This window comes from Psychromonas sp. KJ10-10 (assembly GCF_047323245.1).
GTDB lineage: Bacteria > Pseudomonadota > Gammaproteobacteria > Enterobacterales > Psychromonadaceae > Psychromonas.
The window spans coordinates 2,949,727-2,967,673 of the sequence record NZ_CP178826.1 but is presented as its reverse complement, the minus strand read 5'-3'; the positions used below and the strand labels follow the sequence as shown (position 1 = coordinate 2,967,673).

Here is a 17,947-nt window from a genome sequence, read left to right as displayed (position 1 = left end):
ATTAAAAGTGCCCAACTGCTAGGATCAAGTAATAGTTCCGTCATGATGGTATTTGCTCAAATTGAATATCAAAGGGTGGAAGCGCATCAAGTAAACCTTTTCCATAACGTTTTGTTTTTACTCGCTTATCTAAAATAATTATTCTACCTGTATCTTGCTCCTTACGAATTAATCGCCCACAGGATTGAATCAGTTTTTTGCTTGTTTCGGGTATCGCTAATTGCATAAAGGGATTGCCACCTTGAGAAGTGATCCATTCTGAATGTGCTTCCTCAACTGGGGAGTTAGGCACAGCAAAGGGTAATTTAGTTATTATTAAGTTGGTTAAATAATGCCCGGGTAGATCCAGCCCTTCGGATAAACTTCCTGTTCCAAAAATAATTGATGTTAAGCCTTTATCACAGCGTAATTTATGATCGATAATTAATTGATTACGCGACAGAACTCCTTGTATCAATAATGCCTTTCCATATTTTTGGGCAAGTTTATCAGCGACTAAATTCATTTGCCAGTAGGAGGCAAACAACACCAAATTTCCCTGTTTATCTTCTATAAATTGCTCAATTTTAGTTACTAATTCATTATCGAAATTAGCCTGAGTGGGTTCACAGGACATATCGGCAACAATAATTGGTATTGCTGGATAATCAAAGGGGATTTCAAGCGTAAATATTGTGTGCCATCATCATTGCGCAATCCACTTTGGCGTTTAAAGTAATCAAAGCTATTAAGAGAGGTTAATGTGGCAGAGCAAAGGATCACTCCTGCTGCCTTTGACCAAAGCATGTATTCTAGTAAACCACCAACTTCAATGGGGGAAGCATGTAAACTCAATTCATTATTTTCGTTGTCTACCCAAGCGACAATAGGCGCATGTTTTTCTGAACGTTCCTTAGTTAGCATTTTACTTAGGGTATTAATATTTTCATAACGTTGTAAAAACAGTCCTGTTTCTATTAACAATGGCTCAGCATCTCGTAACTTAATATTGTCATCTTTTATTTGTTCATCAATAATTGAAGATAGTTTAGATAATGCTGAAACACCTTTTTTACTTTCTAATTCAATATTATTGACAATATCGAGTAGCGCACTCGGTAATTCACCTAGTGCAAATCTGCATTGATTATCAACACTTAATAATTGCGCATTATCGCGAAAAAATGTTCTACTTTTTTTAGTTCACTTTCTAATTCGACACCTGATTCTAATAAATTCAAACAGGGAGTAATCGTTGTGTGGCTATTGATATTTTTAGATATATGCTGATTAAGTGGCTTTAGTTTTTTTAACCAATCCTGTGCCGTTTTTATATTTGCTGAGGCACTAGCAAAGTCACGCGATATTTTTGGCAAATGATGTGCTTCATCCAAAACATAAAAACAATTATCTGGCTCAGGCAAAATGATGCCGCCACCGAGTTCAAGATCAGCCAGTAATAATGCATGATTAACGACAATAACGTCGGCCTTATTAATATCATCACGCGCTCGGTGGAAAGGGCATTGACGATGATTGGCTAATGCACGTTTACAACTGAATTTGTCGGAAACAATATCTTTGCCAAACTCTATTATCAATCGGTGTCGGCCAGCTATCTCTATCACCTTTCCATTTTCCTGCTAAATAAGCTTCTGTTAAACGCTTAAACATTGCTTGATCACTTGCTCTAGGCTTTTCTTCAAATAGAACTGCCTGTGATGGCGAGGCACCCTGTTGGGTGGCGAGTAATTTATGTTCACAGCAATAACGTTGTCTACCCTTAGCTAATGTAAAGGAAAATTTGTAATCACTATGGCGTAAAAAAAGGGTAAATCTTTGTTAATCAATTGTTCTTGTAAGGTAATTGTTGCCGTTGAAATAACCAGTTTTTTATTATTAGATTGAGCGACAGGCAGAGCGACAAGTATATAAGCTAATGATTTACCAATGCCTGTTCCTGCCTCTGCAACGAGAATACGTCTTGATTTGTCATATTCACCAGCAAGTACTTTTGCAATTTCGGCCACTAGATAATTTTGTGCTTTGCGTTTAGCAAAATTTGGTAAGGCACTCGTCAGTCGATCATATCCATGACGGATTTGTTTTTTTATTTTATCTGAGAGCATAGTGTCCGAACTGTTTGGAATAGTTAATGTGTTTGTTGCAGATATAAAACGGTCGCTTCGACTCGTGATTTTATAGTAAGTTTTTTTAGTAAGCTTTTAACATGTACTTTTACCGTACCTTCAGAGATATGTAAACTTTCTGATATCTCTTTATTACTGAGTCCCTTAGCAACCTCAGAGAGTATTTGATATTCTCGTTTGGTCAAATTGGCTAACTTTTCACGTATATTGTCTTCTTCATGTAACTCATTTAAAAAGTCAGTTAGCTTGTCCGAAACAACTAAATTACCTGCTAAAACATCAAAAATATTACTAAGCAATAACTCTGGCTCGGAATCCTTTAGCAAATATCCATCAGCACCTTGATTGATCATAGAAATCACATCTTGCTTATTATCACTCACGGTAAGAATAATAATTTTTGCAGAGCAATTGTCTTTTTTTAATGCTTTTAATGTTTCTAAACCTGAAATACCCTGCATATTATAATCAAGTAAAATCAGATCTGGGTGTGTTTTTTTAGCATAACTTACCGCTTCAATACCATTCTTGGCTTCAGCAACGACAGTAAAATTTGGTTCAATAGATAATAGTTGTGAAATCCCTTGGCGCATAAGCGGGTGATCATCAACAATCATGATACGTTTTAAATTATTCATTATTCATTCCTTGAGTAAGCATAGACTGTTGATAAGGAAACATTAATTTCACTTCTGTCCCTTTGCTGAGCCGATTGATAGAAAGCGTTGCGCCTAATTCATCAGCTCGTTGTTGCATTGTAGATAGCCCATAATGATTGTATTGTTGTCTATTATCTAATATTCCTGAGCCATCATCTATAATATTGAACCATACGTTATGTTCATCGGTAATAAGGTAAGAAATTTCTATATTCTCACATTGTGCATGTTTAATGGCATTGACAATGGCTTCACGTACTATTTGTAATAAATGTATATGCTGGCTGGCATCAACGTAGAAATTTTTTTCGCATCTTTTAAGGAAATGTTTGCATTAGTTTGCTTTTGCAACATGGCAATCATGGTTGACATGGCTTCTTTAAAGTTCGATTCGGTTGCAGTTAAACGAAATGTCGCCAGTAGGGAACGTAATTGAACATAGGCATCAGCTATAACTTGTTCTATATTACAAATAGTTTGTTTAACCTGTTGCTGTGATTGATTGTCTACTTGTCGATGTAACAGAGTACATTGAATTTTTAAAAATGAAAGAGATTGAGCAATTGAGTCGTGTAGTTCGCGGGCGATAATGCTTCTTTCCTCCATTATTAATATCTTTTGTTCCTGTAAACTATGCTCCTCTTGATATAAAGCACGTGCTATTAAACCAGTAAAACTTTCAATTAATGCGTATTGTTCCGGAGATTTATCATGTGAAACATAATTTAAAAAGCCGTAGGGTTTACCATTAATAATGATAGCAATACGTTTGGTATAGTTATCAATACTTGCGCACCCTCCTGCAGTATTGATAAAAATTCCATTGTTAAGTTCAATGCAAAGCTTTTCTAATTTTGCTTGCCGTGCCAGTGCACTTAAGGCATTTTTTAGAATAGGAGAAGTTAGTTTTACGCTACTAAGCTGTTGTGAAATGGAAAACAAAAACTCAATAGTTTGATGAGCATTTTTAAGTGCTACTGTTTTCTCTGTCACCTGTGATTGCATATGTTTTATCAGCTCATGTAGTTCCTGTGCAGTATTTTGAATACCATCAGATAGCACGCCAATTTCATTTTTAGCTACTGGAAATTGCAAATCAAATTGATGTTCTTTTAGTGCCTTCACATTAGTAACCAGTTGCTCAATGGGTAATAGAATCTGTTTTTTTGAATACATATATAATATGATGCTGATTAGCATAATAAGTATAAAACTGATAATTTCTACGAAATAAACTAGGTACATTTTTTTGTAGTCAATATATTGTATTCTTGTATCACCTTATCGAGTGAAACAGACAATAAACTTAAAGACGTTTCAATGTCAGAGGGTTGGTATGTCTCGATATTACTGTAGAAGCGTGACCATTGTAGTGGAATATCTTGGTTTGCCTGGTTAATCTGTTGAGTATTATACCAAGTGCTTTTGAATATATTATCGCTATTAATTTGTTGATTAATTTTGTCTGCTATCGGTAAGAAATCTGATGCCTGATTGCGATTGGCGTGAATTAATTCGTTAGTAGAAAGTTTAATACTTGTTAAATGATTAATGATTTTCATATTATCGATGTGGCTATTAAAAGTAATAAAAACACTAATAATATGCACAGCAGAGATGATAAGAATCAATAAACAAGCGTTTGTGATAACTTTTACGACAGAATAAGAATGAAAGGGTAGATTAATTTTCATGGCTATTAGAGAATAAAAAGAATACAAATGTAACATAAAATTTACTACAGCTCCGAGCTTAAACTCACTAAGTTTTTTTAATATGTGAATTAAGTCAGCTTAACTTTAGATTAGTTAAGAAGGGTAAAACAGGAAACTGCTTTGCCTCCCGTGTTTGGAAAGGAACTAAAACATGTTAACACTTAAAGATAACTTCGATCGTAAGTTCGAATATCTACGTTTGTCGATCACCGACGAATGTAATTTCAAATGTAATTACTGTCTGCCTGATGGTTATCAGCGTAGCCATCAAAATGAATTTTTATCTCATCAAGAGATTAAACATTTAGTCAGTGCTTTTACTGAATTAGGCACAAAAAAAGTACGTATAACTGGTGGTGAACCAAGCCTACGTAAAGATTTTCCTGCCATCATTGAATCCATTTCTAACTTCGACGGAATACAAAAAATCGCAACCACCACCAATGGTTATCGACTGCAAAAGGATGCACAACATTGGTTTGATGCTGGACTTGATGCGATAAATGTTAGCGTTGATAGTTTAGATGCAAATACTTTTCATTTAATAACTGGCAAAAATATTTTCCAAAAAGTGATGGATGGAGTTTCCGCCTGTGTAGATGCAGGTTATAAACAAGTTAAAATAAACAGTGTATTAATGAAAGGCGTTAATGATAAAGACTTAGATCTTTATATTAATTGGATTAAAACACAGCCTATTCAATTACGTTTTATTGAACTGATGCAAACTGGAGACAATGCCGAATTCTTTGATAAACACCACCTCTCTGGTCTTTGGATTAAAGAAAAGTTGCTCAATGAAGGTTGGGTACAAAAAATACCTTTGAGTCATGATGGACCTGCACAGATTTTTGCTCATGATGAATTTCAAGGTGAAATTGGATTGATCATGCCCTATAGCAAAGATTTTTGTAAAAGTTGCAATCGTTTACGTGTTTCTTCAACGGGTAAGTTACATCTATGTTTATTTGGAGAGCAGGGTGTCGATTTAAGGGACTTGTTAGTTGATGCCTCGCAAAAAGAAGCGCTTAAAGAACGTATCTTGTTAGCGCTGAATGATAAAAAAGAAAGTCATTATCTTCAATCAGGTAATACTGGAGTAACACCACACTTAGCTTCAATTGGAGGATAACAATTGTTCTAATCTTTTAACCTCAATTCTGGATATTTCATTTCTCTTCCATTATCCAGAAACAGAGGTTATTTTTTGTAATGAAATAGCCTTGCCCAAAGGCACAAATCTCTTTTATATCTCTGTTTATTCTATTTATCCTCATTTTCTGTGCGAAGTCTCCCATTTCAAAATATAGCTATTGATATGAATCAATAGATCATCTGTTTGACATATTCCATTATCTTAAATTTGTTATCGTTCGTTACATCGGGAAGGTGGTTGTTAACCTTTCTATAACAATATAAACAGTAGGGTTTTTGTGGTGGCGATAGATGTTAATAAACGTCGGTTATTTGGTAGCAATAAAGTAAATATTGTAAACGATATGTTGCCTTGGGTTGCCGATGCATCTCAATTCATCGAACAATGTACACAATGTGGAGATTGCCTTTCTGCGTGCCCTGAAAACATTATTGTGAAAGGTGACGGAGGTTTTCCATGTCTCGATTTTGACATTGGAGAGTGTAATTTTTGCGGAAAATGCGCAGAGATATGTAAAGAGCCTATCTTTAAAGATACCGCTGAATCGCCTTGGCATAAAAAAGCAGTGATTAATGACACCTGTTTAGCATATCAAAAAATTTATTGCCGTAGTTGCGCTGAAAGTTGTGAAGCTCAAGCGTTAACCTTTCAAGTTGGTATCAGTGAGATACCTCGAATAGATATTGATTTATGTACTGGGTGTGGTGCTTGTGTAGCACCTTGTCCTAGCAAATCAATTAGCGTAAAGGAATAACAATGAAACCTGAAGAATTACATGTCTCAAGTTTAATTGTACATGTGAATATTAAAAAAGTGGATTCAATCCAAGCCAGTATCAATCTATTAAATGGTGCAGAAGTGATCACTATCTCACCTGAAGGAAAAGCGATTGTGGTATTAGAGGCGCCAAATCAAAAACAGATTATGGATGTGATTGATAACATAAATGAAATAGATGGGGTCATAAATACTGGGCTTGTCTACCATGAATTTGAAAAACAACAAGCATAACCAAACATAAATAGCAGTTCAAAATGAGTGAGGAAGTAACATGAAATTTACCAGACGTGAATTTATGAAAGCACAGGCCGCTACATCAGCGGCCGTTGTTGCTGGAATAACATTACCGGCTTCTGCTAGTAATATTATTGCCAGTAAGGATGTAAGCAAAATAACCTGGGATAAAGCTCCTTGTCGGTTTTGTGGGACCGGTTGTAGTGTTCTTGTTGGAACGCAAAATGGCAAAGTCGTTGCTACTCAGGGGGATCCTGATGCACCTGTGAATAAAGGTCTTAACTGCATTAAAGGTTATTTCCTATCAAAAATTATGTACGGGAAAGATCGCCTTACCACTCCCTTATTACGAATGAATAATGGAGTTTATGATAAAGAAGGGGATTTTGAACCTGTTTCCTGGGATGTTGCTTTTGATGTGATGGCCGATAAATTCAAAAAGACATTAAAAGAAAAAGGTCCGACGGCAGTTGGCATGTTTGGCTCTGGTCAATGGACTGTGATGGAAGGTTATGTTCGCGACAAAATTGATGAAAGCTGGTTTTAGAACTAATAATATTGACCCCAATGCCCGTCACTGTATGGCATCTGCTGTAGGTGGTTTTATGCGTACCTTTGGTATTGATGAACCAATGGGCTGTTATGACGATCTAGAAAATGCCGATGCCTTTGTATTATGGGGCTCTAACATGGCAGAAATGCATCCTATTTTATGGTCGCGTTTAACGGATCGTCGATTAAGTAGCCCTGATGTTAGTGTGTATGTGCTTTCTACTTATACTCATCGTTCTTTTGAACTGGCAGATAATGGCATGATTTTTACGCCACAGTCTGATTTAGCTATTCTAAACTTTATTGCTAATTATATTATTCAAAACGATGCTGTTGATAAAGACTTCGTGAATAAGCATACCAACTTCCGTAAAGGGGCAACTGATATTGGTTACGGCTTACGCCCTGAGCATCCATTACAAAAAGCGGTACGCAAATCCAGATTCTGGTGCGTCAACACCAATGAGTTTTGAAGAGTTTGCGGAATATGTGTCTGAATTTGATGTTGAATATGCTGAGAAAATGTCAGGCGTTCCTGCCGATAAACTCATTAAATTAGCGAAAGTTTATGCAGATCCTAATATCAAAGTAACCTCTTACTGGACTATGGGGTTCAACCAGCACACTCGCGGTGTATGGGCAAATAACCTAATGTATAACGTACATTTATTGACAGGCAAAATCTCTAAACCTGGTTCAGGTCCTTTCTCATTAACAGGTCAGCCTTCAGCCTGTGGTACTGCGCGTGAAGTAGGTACATTCTCGCACCGTTTACCAGCAGATATGGTTGTTAATAATCCTAAACATCGTGCTCTAGCAGAGAAAATTTGGAAATTACCCGAAGGTACTATTCCACCAAAACCTGGATATCATGCCGTGTTACAAAACCGCATGCTTAAAGATAGCAAATTGAATGCTTATTGGGTGATGTGTAATAACAATGTACAAGCTGGTGCCAATATTAATGAAGAAATTATCCCCGGGTATCGTAATCCAGATAACTTTATCGTTGTGTCTGACCCATACCCAACTGTTACTGCACAGATGGCAGATCTTATTTTACCAACAGCGATGTGGGTAGAAAAAGAAGGTGCCTACGGTAATGCAGAACGTCGTACTCAAGCTTGGTATCAACAAGTTGAAGCACCAACGGGTGCGAAATCTGATCTATGGCAGTTAATGGAATTTGCTAAACGATTCAAAATTGAAGATGTTTGGGGTGAAGAGTTAATTGCAAAAATGCCTGAAGTACGTGGTAAAACTATGTACGACATACTTTATCGCAATGGCAATGTTGATGCCTTTGGAATGGATGAAGTACGTGAAGATAAGTTAAATGATGAATCTCACCACTTTGGTTTCTATGTACAAAAAGGACTATTCGAAGAATATGCTCAGTTTGGTCGTGGACATGGACATGATTTAGCTTTATATGATGACTACCATAAAGCACGCGGTTTACGTTGGCCTGTTGTTGATGGTAAAGAGACCTTATGGCGTTTCCGTGAAGGTTATGATCCTTATGTCGCTAAAGATTCTGAAGTGCAATTTTATGGGAAGCCAGATAACCGAGCTGTTATTTTCGCCTTACCTTATGAACCTGCTGCTGAGTCGCCAGATGAAGAGTATGACCTATGGTTAAGCACCGGCCGTGTACTTGAGCATTGGCATTCAGGTTCGATGACTCGTCGTGTACCGGAGCTACATCGTGCATTCCCAGATGCAGTTGTATTTATGCATCCTGATGATGCGAAATCACGTGGTCTACGAAGAGGAGACGAAATCGTACTAGCATCTCGTCGTGGCGAGTTGACTTCACGCGTTGAAACTCGTGGTCGTAATCGTCCACCTAAAGGGTTGGTATTTATGCCTTGGTTCGATGCTAAGCAACTAGTTAATAAAATCACACTGGATGCAACTGATCCGTTATCTAAAGAAACGGATTATAAAAAGTGTGCCGTTAAAATAACTAAAAAAGCAATCGCTTAAGTCGAAAAAGGTAATTATTAAACAATGGGCAAGTTTACTCAACGCAAAAAAACACGACGCCAATTTCTTGCTGATGCAAGTAAAGGTGCCTGTGGCGTTGGATTTATGGGATTAGGGTTGGCGGGATATTCAAACCAAAGTCAATCATTTGATCCACAAATGCTTCGTCCACCGGGCGCATTGGTTGAATCTGATTTTCAATCTGCATGCGTGCGTTGTGGATTATGTGTTGAGGCTTGCCCTATGATATTTTGAAATTAGGAAGGTTATTTCAACCCATTACAACAGGTACCCCTTATTTTATTGCACGCACAGATCCCTGTGAGATGTGTGAAGATATTCCCTGTAAAGTCGCTTGCCCAACTGGCGCACTTGATCCTGAATTGGAGAATATTGATGATGCAAGAATGGGGTTAGCGGTATTGATTGACCAAGAGAATTGTTTAAATTTTCAAGGTCTTCGTTGTGATGTTTGTTACCGAGTTTGTCCTGTTATCGATAAAGCCATTACCTTAGAGATGCATCGTAATGTCAGAACAGGTCATCATGCGGTATTTATTCCAACCGTGCATTCAGATGCATGTACAGGTTGTGGTAAATGTGAAGAGTCATGTGTATTAGAAGATACTGCGATTAAAGTGTTACCAAGAACCATAGCAAAAGGTGAACTTGGCGCACATTATCGTTGGGGATGGAAAGAAAAAGAGAAAGCTGGTGGGTCTTTGATTGATCCCGTCTTAGATTTGCCCGATAGAATGCCTGAGGTGTTGAAATGAAAAAATCACACAAAATAGGTGCAGAGGCAATTGCTAAAAAAGGTTGGTTATTAGCTAATCGTTTTTTACTGTTACGTCGTTTATCGCAAAGTTTAATTCTAGCATTTTTTCTCGTTGGACCACTGTTTGGAATATGGATTTTAAAGGGAAACTTAAGTTCAAGTCTCCTTTTTGATGTTATTCCCTTTAGCGACCCATTTATCTTACTACAAAGTATGACAGCAGGTCATTTACCTTTATTTCAATCTTTCTTAGGGGCGGCAATTGTACTGCTTTTTTATGTTGTTGTTGGAGGACGTGTTTTCTGTTCCTGGGTTTGTCCTGTTAATTTAATTACAGATGCAAGTGCTCGGTGCAGACGCAAACTTAAATTGCGTAAAGAAAAGGTAATGAGTTCTCAGTGGCGTTATTGGATGTTACTTATGGTAATGGTTCTTCCACTGTTTACGGGTGTCATGACTTGGGAACTAGTTAACCCAGTTTCGGCACTGCACCGAGGTATTTTCTTTGGAATGGGGACGGGCTGGATATTATTTTTAATGATATTTATCTTCGACCTGTTAGCGGTAGAAAATGGCTGGTGTGGGCATTTATGTCCTGTCGGCGCCTTTTACGGTCTGATTAACAAATTTTCAATGATAAAAGTAGATGCAAAAAATCGTGATAAATGCACGGATTGCTTAGATTGTTTTAATGTCTGTCCTGAACCCGCTATTTTAAAAGGGCCGGTACATGGACAAAAAAAGAATATTGGAACTTTAGTCAAGGATATGAGCTGTACAAACTGTGGTCGCTGTGTCGATGTTTGTGCGGAAGATGTTTTTGTAATTACAACTGTTTTAGGCCCTCATAACAAGAGTTTCAAACAGGCCTAAGAATAAGGTGGAGAAATAAAATGAAGAAATTACTAACGGTTATTGTTGCAGAGCAGGCATGGTTGCTTTAACTGCCACTTCGGTTTGGAGTGTTAATGCAGAGGAAGTATTCTCTAATAATGGTGGTGTAGAATCTCTGCGAGGCAAAGTAGAGGTATCGACCGTTAATCAATCGGAGGCAATGAAAATTGTGCCAAGAGATCAACAAACGATTGATAGGAACTATGTGCAACAGCCACCTTTAGTACCTCATACAACACGTGGTTATCAGGTTAACTTAAATGCTAATAAGTGTTTATCTTGCCACAGTTTTAAAAATGCAGGCACAATGGGGGCAACCAAAATCAGTGTGACACATTATCAAACACGTGAGGGGACAACATTATCTGATGTATCACCTCGTCGTTATTTCTGTTTACAATGTCATGTGACACAGGCTGATGCGAAACCATTAGTAGAAAATACTTTCGAACCTGTTGATTCGTTGAAATAAGTTAGAAGGGGTAATTTATGCTAAATTTATTGAAACGATTATGGGTGACGATGAAGTCTCCTTCTTCAGCATCGATGGGATTTGTTCTATTGCTAGGTTTTACTGGCGGGATTATATTCTGGGGTGGTTTTAATACAGGAATGGAAGCGACAAATACAGAGCAGTTTTGTTCCGGTTGTCATGCGCCTATTGTAAAAGAGATCCGTGAAACCATTCATTATTCTAATCGTTCAGGTGTTCGTGCGATTTGTAGTGATTGCCATGTACCTCATAATTGGACGGATAAAATTGTACGTAAAGTACAGGCCTCAAAGGAATTAGTCGCCTTTGCAATGGGCACTATTAATACCGAGGAAAAATTCCAAAATCGTCGAGGATACCTTGCTAATCGAGAATGGCATCGTATGAAAGAAAACGATTCACAGGAGTGTCGCAACTGTCATGAATTTGAATTTATGGATTTCAGTGAGCAGGGTGCACGTAGTGTAAAACAACATTCAACTGCCTTAGCATCAGGTGAGAAAACCTGTGTGGATTGTCATAAAGGTATTGCTCACCAACTTCCTAATATGGAAGGGATTGAAGGCTGGTAAAATAGCTGTATTATTCATAAGCTTGTGAGTAAATATAATAGAAGGGGCGAGAGCCCCTTTTTTTAATTTAATTGGTGTTAAAAGGATAAAGCTTGAAGATTGCAGGTATTGTGTTAGCTGGTGGATTATCTTCGCGAATGGGGCAAGATAAAGCGCAACTTGTGTTAGCGGAACAAACATTATTAACAAGAAATATTTCACTATTATCTGCATTAAGTTTGTATGATGTTTTTGTAAGTGGTGATTATGAGGACTTTCAATGTATTGCTGATATAAATAGATCACTAGGCCCAATTGGTGGCATACACGCCTGTGTTGCATCATTATTTAACCACTGTGATGCTTTATTTATCATGCCTGTGGATATGCCTTTGTTAGGTAAAGCCGAGTGTGAATTTTTGCTAGAATCATTCAAAAATAACCCCCAAGGTGTCTATTATCAGCAGTCTACTTTTCCGTTAATATTACCTTTAACCTTTCAATTACAGGAATATCTAGCAGAAGTCTTAATTTCACCACATAATAAAGAACGCTCGCTTTATCGTTTGCTAAAAACACTTAAAATACAGCCTATTCATTATCAATTAGAAAAGAGTTATCGTTTTCAAAATAGCAATACACCACAGGAGTGGGCTAGTTGCCAGAAAACGTATCAATTAGAAAATAATCATAAAGGAAGACCAATGAGCCACCTTAGTGTCAATACATTTAAAGCTCGCTAACATTGCAGTATTAACCGTTTCAGATACACGTAACGAAGAAACAGATACATCGGGTAAGTACCTTGCTGAGGCGTTAATTGAAGCCGGACATCAATTAGCGGATAAAAAAATTGTGATTGATTGTCCCTATAAAATTAGAGCGGTTGTTTCTCAATGGATTGCAGATGAAAGTATCGAATCTATTTTAATTACCGGTGGAACGGGTTTTACCTCTCGCGATACCACACCAGAAGCTGTGTCTGTTTTATTTGATAAACAGGTTGAAGGTTTCGGAGAGTTGTTCCGTCATGTTTCTTATCAAGAAATTGGCTCTTCAACCATTCAAAGCCGTGCTATTGCGGGCTTTGCTAATAAAACTGTTATTTTTTGTATGCCAGGTTCAACAGGTGCTTGTAAAACTGCTTGGACGAAAATTATCAAAGAACAGATGAATTCAACGCATAAGCCGTGTAATTTTATGCCACACATCGGATAAAAACTCAGTCCGTTGCCATTTAAGCTTACTACTGCGTTGGAAAATGCTCATTTAAACGACTAAACTGGGCTTTTCCGCCTTGTATTAAGCTTAAATGACTTAGCACTGAGCGTTCATCATGTTAAAAAACTAACAAATAGTAAATCACCAAACAAATTACTAAAGGTTAGGTGTATATTTATATTATCTAACCATATCAAGATATTAAGGTTACCATGGAAAATCAATTTACGCATATTAACCAAGATGGCAAAGCTAATATGGTTGATGTGACTGATAAAAATATTACTGAGCGTCAAGCGATTGCAGAAGCATTTGTTGAAATGGCGCCTGAAACATTGGCTTTGATTGTTGGTGGAAATCACCATAAAGGCGATGTGTTTGCGACGGCTCGTTTAGCTGGGATTATGGTCGCTAAAAAACTTCAGACCTTATTCCATTATGTCATCCCTTAGCACTGACAAAAGTAGAAGTTGAGTTAACTGCTGAGCCAGAATTAAACCGTGTGCGTATTCAAAGCTTATGTAAGTTATCAGGTAAAACGGGTGTTGAAATGGAAGCCTTAACGGCAACTTCTGTGGTCGCTTTAACGATTTATGATATGTGTAAAGCGGTTCAAAAGGATATGATTATTTCACAAGTTAAATTACTTGAAAAAACCGGTGGCAAGTCTGGCCATTTTAAAGCGCAAGCAGATTAGGAAAGAAAGCATGATTAAAGTTCTATTTTTTGCACAGTTACGAGATCAACTTGGAGTGTCTGAATTAAATTTACCAAGTGATGAGAACCCAAATGTTCAGGTATTATTAAGTAATTTAAAAAATAAAGAGGCGCACTGGGAGCGTATATTGTCCAAGGCAACATTAATGGTGGCAGTAAATCAAACTATGAGTAATAAAACGGCAACTTTAAAAAGTGGTGATGAAGTGGCTTTCTTTCCTCCTGTAACAGGGGGATAAATGATTAAGGTACAGTCTGAGGACTTTAATCAACAGGTTGAATATGACCGTTTACGAGAAGCAAGCAATACAGGGGCTGTTGTCACATTTACTGGGCTGGTGCGTGATATTAATGATGGTGAGAAAATTACTGCTTTAACACTAGAGCATTATCCTGCGATGACTGAAAAAGCACTGCTAGAAATAGTTGAGCAGGCAAAAGTGCGCTGGTCAATTATTAATGTTAGTGTGATTCATCGAGTTGGTGAGTTAAAATTACTAGATCAAATTGTGTTTGTAGGTGTGGCGAGTTTACACCGAGGTGATGCTTTTGTCAGCCTGTGAATTCATTATGGATTATTTAAAAACACAGGCACCATTCTGGAAAAAGAAACCAATCACCAGGGTGAAACATACTGGGTTGATGCCCGAGAAAGTGATCAAAATTCTCTTAATAAATGGAAAAATTAGTGAAGTATTTTTTCACTCTATGTCTCTTTGTTGCTAGTTTTTCTGCTGATGCGTCTTTAAAAGTTGCTGTTGCTAGTAACTTTAAAGTCACATTAGATGAAATAATTTCGCTTTATTCTCAGCAATCGCAACAACAAATATTAGTGTCTAGTGGTGCAACGGGGGTTTTATACAATCAAATAAAACATGGTGCGCCCTTTGATTTATTCCTATCTGCAGATTCGAAAAGAGCTGAATTAATAGAAGCATCCCAATGGGGTGTACAGGGCTCGCGATTTACCTACGCTCAAGGAAAGATCGCATTTTGGGCACCTAAAAGTACCACTGAGGTTAATGAACCAGGCCTTGCTGAATTATAAAGGGCGAGTAGCTGTTGCGAATGCCAAACTTGCTCCCTACGGATTAGCGACGCAACAGGCATTACAAAAGCTGGGTTTATGGCACAAATTAAATTTCGTTACGGGCAGTAATATTTCTCAGACTTACCAGTTTATTGATACGGGCAACGTACAGGCAGGATTTGTTGCGCTAGCATTATTATTACAGAATCAACAAAGTGATTATTATTTGTTACCAATTGATAGTTATCAGCCTATTTTGCAACAAGGAGTTATATTGTCAAAAGGTAAGGGTAAACAAGCACTGCATGAATTTGTCGATTTTTTAAAGTCCGAAAAGGTGCAAGCCCTGATTAGTCGTAAGGGATACCTATAAATATGCTCAGTGAGCTAGATTTAACTGCAATCTATTTAACTTTCAAACTGGCCAGTTTAACCACTTTGATCTTATTAATTATCTCTCCACCACTTGCCTGGTGGTTATCACGTAGTAAATTATTTTTCAGGCCCTTTGTTGAATCTTTAGTTGCTTTACCTTTAGTTTTACCTCCCACCGTATTAGGTTTTTATTTATTATTATCCTTTTCGCCAGATAGTTACTTTGGTGGTTTTTGGTTACAGTTGACCGGCAGTGGATTAGCATTTTCATTTTCTGGTTTATTAATTGCTTCAGTTATTTATTCTTTACCCTTTGTTGTGCAACCTTTACAGAGTGCCTTTGTTAATTTAGATAAAGCCTATTTACAGGTCGCTTCTACTTTGGGTTTTGGCGGTATTAAAACCTTTTATAAAGTGGTATTGCCGATGACGCTACCGAGTTTTATTATTGCTGGTGCGTTGGGTTTTGCGCATACGGTCGGAGAGTTTGGAGTCGTATTAATGATTGGTGGTAATATTCCGGGAGAAACCCAAGTGCTGTCGATTGCGCTCTTTGACCATGTTGAAACCTTACAATATGAGCAGGCGCATGTATTGTCATTTTCATTACTTATCTTTTCGATGATTTTGCTTATATTAATTTATGGCGTGTTACAAAAGCGTCAAAAACGACTTAATGATGTTTAGAATTAGCTTTTCTGTTTTCTCTCGTGCAATAGGCTCAACTTAAATGCTCAAATTTAATCTACAAAAAAACACCTTTTTTGATTTTAAAGCACAAGTTCCATTGCAAGGAGTTTGTGGCATATTTGGTGATTCTGGAGCTGGAAAGACCTCTTTGGTACATGCATTAACTGGATTAGATAAAGACTTTATAGGTTCTGTTGTTTTTAACGATATTAACTGGCAAAGCGAAAACAATTTTATAAAAACAGAACGACGCCGAATTGGAGTAGTTTTTCAAGAACCCCGACTTTTTCCACATTTAAACACCTTAGGCAATTTAACTCTTGCACATAATAAAAACAGTCTCTATTCAATTAATGAACTTGCTAAAAAACTCGATTTTGAAGCTTTACTTAAACAGCCAATAACAACTTTATCAGGTGGCCAAAAACAAAGGGTGGCTATTGCACGCGCAGTATTAACTGCACCACAATTACTGGTAATGGATGAGCCCCTGTCATCATTGGATAAACATAGTCGCACAAGGGTATTACCCTTTATTCAAGCTTTATCGAAACAGATCCCTATCTTGTATATCACACATTCAATGCAGGAACTTTTTTATCTAGCGAATAACATGATATTAATTAACCAAGGCAAAGTTGAAGCAGTAGGGCACCCACAAAAACTGTTTATTGATCCTGCATTGAGCCTTGTAAAGCATGCGCACTCAGGGTTATTAATTGAAGTGACTAATATATCCTGGGATGCAGAGCACGCTATATTACAGGGTGAAGTCGATGGGCAACAATTCTATGTGACAATGCCTACGCCATTATCTTCTGAACGTGAAACAATCCAAATAAAGGTAGAAAGTAAAGATATTATTATTGCCACTCAGGCCTTTCATAATAGTTCTTTACAAAATTGTTTACAAAGTCGAATAGAGCACATCGAAAAAATTTCGCCTAGCCATATATTGTTAACGCTCAATTTAGGCAAACAAAAGCTATTGGCTAAAATAACGCTTAAGTCATTACAGCAGTTACAATTAAAAGTTGGCCAACTAGTTTTTAGTTATGTAAAAGCGGTAAGCATTATTAACGAGACATGACACAGATCATTATTAACTTTAAATCACTGAATCATTAGTTAAATTTGTTATAATTGCATTTACATGATACTGATTATCAATTACATTGTTGAGGTGATTTTAATAATGGAATAAGAATGACACAAGTTCAACACCTTAATGCCCTACAATTAATTGAGTTAATGGAAAAAAAACGATTTGGTACTGAATATCAACCAATTATATCAACAATAAATGGTGAGATTTTTGCCTATGAATGCTTGTCTCGCTTTTTTACGGCGCAGGGTAGGAACATTCCTCCAGATATTGTTTATGCCTCGCTACATGATAATCCCTTAAGCCTTTTTCAAGTCGAGTACGAACAAAAGAAGTTACAGCTTGCTTATGCGCCTAATAGTACTGATATTTTTGTTAATCTTGATCAGGATTCTTACTCTGCATCCGGTGCGTTAGATCACCATAACCCATTTGTTAAGTTATTTAAAAACTATAGCAAGGCGAATGTTATTGTAGAGCTGATCGAAAACTCTGAAATAAGTGATGCAGTAATGAGCCTTTCAATGATAGATAACCTTGCTAAAAATAACATTAACACTGCTATTGATGACTTATTTAACCCACAATCTATGCTATCTACGTCGGTGATTCAAATGGTTGATTATATTAAACTGGATAAATATGTACTTAAAATGTGTCACAGTAAAAGTTTTATGCCATTGGTTAATGCAATGATTGCTTATGCCCATGAAACGGGTAAAAAAATTATTTTAGAGGGTGTTGAAACACAACAAGACCTGCTCTTTGCAAAACAGATTGGGGCTGACTATGTACAGGGCTTTTTATATAAAAAGCTGTTTAAAAACGTTTCATAACTAACCTAAGCAAAATAGGGTTATTTAACGATTTTAAATATAA

At 37.0% G+C, this 17,947-nt stretch carries 18 protein-coding genes, 5 pseudogenes and 1 riboswitch; of the genes and pseudogenes, 18 read left to right on the top strand and 5 right to left on the bottom strand.

The window, feature by feature from the left end; all coding sequences use genetic code 11:
• Positions 1 to 40: 40 nt before the first annotated feature.
• From dinG to ACLKMH_RS17105, 5 genes and pseudogenes are all read right to left on the bottom strand, one after another.
• Positions 41 to 2,108, bottom strand: a pseudogene (dinG, locus tag ACLKMH_RS17125) (ATP-dependent DNA helicase DinG).
• 23 nt (positions 2,109 to 2,131) lie between these two features.
• Complete coding sequence (gene narL, locus ACLKMH_RS17120; RefSeq protein ID WP_413699216.1) at positions 2,132 to 2,767, bottom strand: two-component system response regulator NarL; 636 nt, start codon at positions 2,765 to 2,767, stop codon at positions 2,132 to 2,134.
• A complete protein-coding gene (locus tag ACLKMH_RS17115) occupies positions 2,760 to 3,065 on the bottom strand; it encodes an ATP-binding protein (protein WP_413702385.1) in 306 nt (101 codons plus the stop codon). Before ACLKMH_RS17115 ends, narL begins: the two co-directional genes overlap by 8 nt.
• Positions 3,047 to 3,964: a histidine kinase gene (locus ACLKMH_RS17110; protein ID WP_413699215.1), complete on the bottom strand. Its 918-nt coding sequence runs from the start codon at positions 3,962 to 3,964 to the stop codon at positions 3,047 to 3,049. Before ACLKMH_RS17110 ends, ACLKMH_RS17115 begins: the two co-directional genes overlap by 19 nt.
• A gap of 59 nt (positions 3,965 to 4,023) precedes the next feature.
• Complete coding sequence (locus tag ACLKMH_RS17105) at positions 4,024 to 4,419, bottom strand: hypothetical protein (RefSeq protein ID WP_413699214.1); 396 nt, start codon at positions 4,417 to 4,419, stop codon at positions 4,024 to 4,026.
• A 101-nt stretch (positions 4,420 to 4,520) separates the two neighbouring features.
• Positions 4,521 to 4,663, top strand: a riboswitch (molybdenum cofactor riboswitch).
• Between ACLKMH_RS17105 and moaA the strand changes: the two genes are divergently transcribed.
• The 18 genes and pseudogenes from moaA to ACLKMH_RS17015 all read left to right on the top strand — a co-directional run bounded on the left by moaA (position 4,655) and on the right by ACLKMH_RS17015 (position 17,904).
• Positions 4,655 to 5,635, top strand: coding sequence for a GTP 3',8-cyclase MoaA (gene moaA / locus ACLKMH_RS17100; protein WP_413699213.1), 981 nt, complete (start codon positions 4,655 to 4,657; stop codon positions 5,633 to 5,635). It overlaps the preceding riboswitch by 9 nt.
• Before the next feature lie 304 nt (positions 5,636 to 5,939).
• Positions 5,940 to 6,413, top strand: a complete 474-nt coding sequence (gene napF / locus ACLKMH_RS17095; RefSeq protein WP_413699212.1) for a ferredoxin-type protein NapF — start codon at positions 5,940 to 5,942, stop codon at positions 6,411 to 6,413.
• A gap of 2 nt (positions 6,414 to 6,415) precedes the next feature.
• Positions 6,416 to 6,670 (top strand): chaperone NapD, encoded by a 255-nt coding sequence (locus ACLKMH_RS17090; RefSeq protein WP_413699211.1) that lies wholly within the window; start codon positions 6,416 to 6,418, stop codon positions 6,668 to 6,670.
• Positions 6,671 to 6,710: 40 nt separating this feature from the next.
• Positions 6,711 to 9,214, top strand: a pseudogene (napA, locus tag ACLKMH_RS17085) (nitrate reductase catalytic subunit NapA).
• A gap of 24 nt (positions 9,215 to 9,238) precedes the next feature.
• Positions 9,239 to 9,990: pseudogene (gene napG / locus ACLKMH_RS17080) on the top strand (ferredoxin-type protein NapG).
• Positions 9,987 to 10,865 carry a quinol dehydrogenase ferredoxin subunit NapH gene (napH, locus tag ACLKMH_RS17075; protein ID WP_413699210.1) on the top strand — a complete coding sequence of 293 codons (879 nt, stop codon included), beginning with the start codon at positions 9,987 to 9,989 and terminating at the stop codon, positions 10,863 to 10,865. The pseudogene napG and the gene napH overlap by 4 nt, the downstream one beginning before the upstream one ends.
• Before the next feature lie 58 nt (positions 10,866 to 10,923).
• Positions 10,924 to 11,358, top strand: coding sequence for a nitrate reductase cytochrome c-type subunit (locus ACLKMH_RS17070; RefSeq protein WP_413699209.1), 435 nt, complete (start codon positions 10,924 to 10,926; stop codon positions 11,356 to 11,358).
• Positions 11,359 to 11,375: 17 nt separating this feature from the next.
• Positions 11,376 to 11,951, top strand: coding sequence for a NapC/NirT family cytochrome c (locus tag ACLKMH_RS17065; RefSeq protein WP_413699208.1), 576 nt, complete (start codon positions 11,376 to 11,378; stop codon positions 11,949 to 11,951).
• A 92-nt stretch (positions 11,952 to 12,043) separates the two neighbouring features.
• Entirely contained in the window at positions 12,044 to 12,673 is a 630-nt protein-coding gene (locus tag ACLKMH_RS17060; RefSeq protein ID WP_413699207.1) for a molybdenum cofactor guanylyltransferase, read from the top strand.
• Positions 12,648 to 13,148 (top strand): molybdenum cofactor biosynthesis protein B, encoded by a 501-nt coding sequence (gene moaB / locus ACLKMH_RS17055; RefSeq protein ID WP_413699206.1) that lies wholly within the window; start codon positions 12,648 to 12,650, stop codon positions 13,146 to 13,148. Before ACLKMH_RS17060 ends, moaB begins: the two co-directional genes overlap by 26 nt.
• Positions 13,149 to 13,363: 215 nt before the next feature.
• Positions 13,364 to 13,848 (top strand): annotated as a pseudogene (gene moaC / locus ACLKMH_RS17050) (cyclic pyranopterin monophosphate synthase MoaC).
• A 10-nt stretch (positions 13,849 to 13,858) separates the two neighbouring features.
• The gene (moaD, locus tag ACLKMH_RS17045; RefSeq protein ID WP_413699205.1) at positions 13,859 to 14,107 is read left to right on the top strand and encodes a molybdopterin converting factor subunit 1; all 249 of its coding nucleotides are present in this window, start codon (positions 13,859 to 13,861) and stop codon (positions 14,105 to 14,107) included.
• Positions 14,108 to 14,557: pseudogene (moaE, locus tag ACLKMH_RS17040) on the top strand (molybdopterin synthase catalytic subunit MoaE).
• The gene (gene modA / locus ACLKMH_RS17035) at positions 14,557 to 14,916 is read left to right on the top strand and encodes a molybdate ABC transporter substrate-binding protein (RefSeq protein WP_413699204.1); all 360 of its coding nucleotides are present in this window, start codon (positions 14,557 to 14,559) and stop codon (positions 14,914 to 14,916) included. The pseudogene moaE and the gene modA (ACLKMH_RS17035) overlap by 1 nt, the downstream one beginning before the upstream one ends.
• On the top strand, positions 14,903 to 15,271 hold the full coding sequence (modA, locus tag ACLKMH_RS17030; RefSeq protein WP_413699203.1) for a molybdate ABC transporter substrate-binding protein: 369 nt from the start codon (positions 14,903 to 14,905) through the stop codon (positions 15,269 to 15,271). The genes modA (ACLKMH_RS17035) and modA (ACLKMH_RS17030) overlap by 14 nt, the downstream gene beginning before the upstream one ends.
• A 2-nt stretch (positions 15,272 to 15,273) precedes the next feature.
• The gene (modB, locus tag ACLKMH_RS17025; RefSeq protein WP_413699202.1) at positions 15,274 to 15,960 is read left to right on the top strand and encodes a molybdate ABC transporter permease subunit; all 687 of its coding nucleotides are present in this window, start codon (positions 15,274 to 15,276) and stop codon (positions 15,958 to 15,960) included.
• A gap of 43 nt (positions 15,961 to 16,003) precedes the next feature.
• Positions 16,004 to 17,053 carry a molybdenum ABC transporter ATP-binding protein gene (gene modC, locus ACLKMH_RS17020; RefSeq protein WP_413699201.1) on the top strand — a complete coding sequence of 350 codons (1,050 nt, stop codon included), beginning with the start codon at positions 16,004 to 16,006 and terminating at the stop codon, positions 17,051 to 17,053.
• 116 nt (positions 17,054 to 17,169) lie between these two features.
• Positions 17,170 to 17,904, top strand: a complete 735-nt coding sequence (locus ACLKMH_RS17015) for an EAL domain-containing protein (RefSeq protein WP_413699200.1) — start codon at positions 17,170 to 17,172, stop codon at positions 17,902 to 17,904.
• Positions 17,905 to 17,947: the final 43 nt, after the last annotated feature.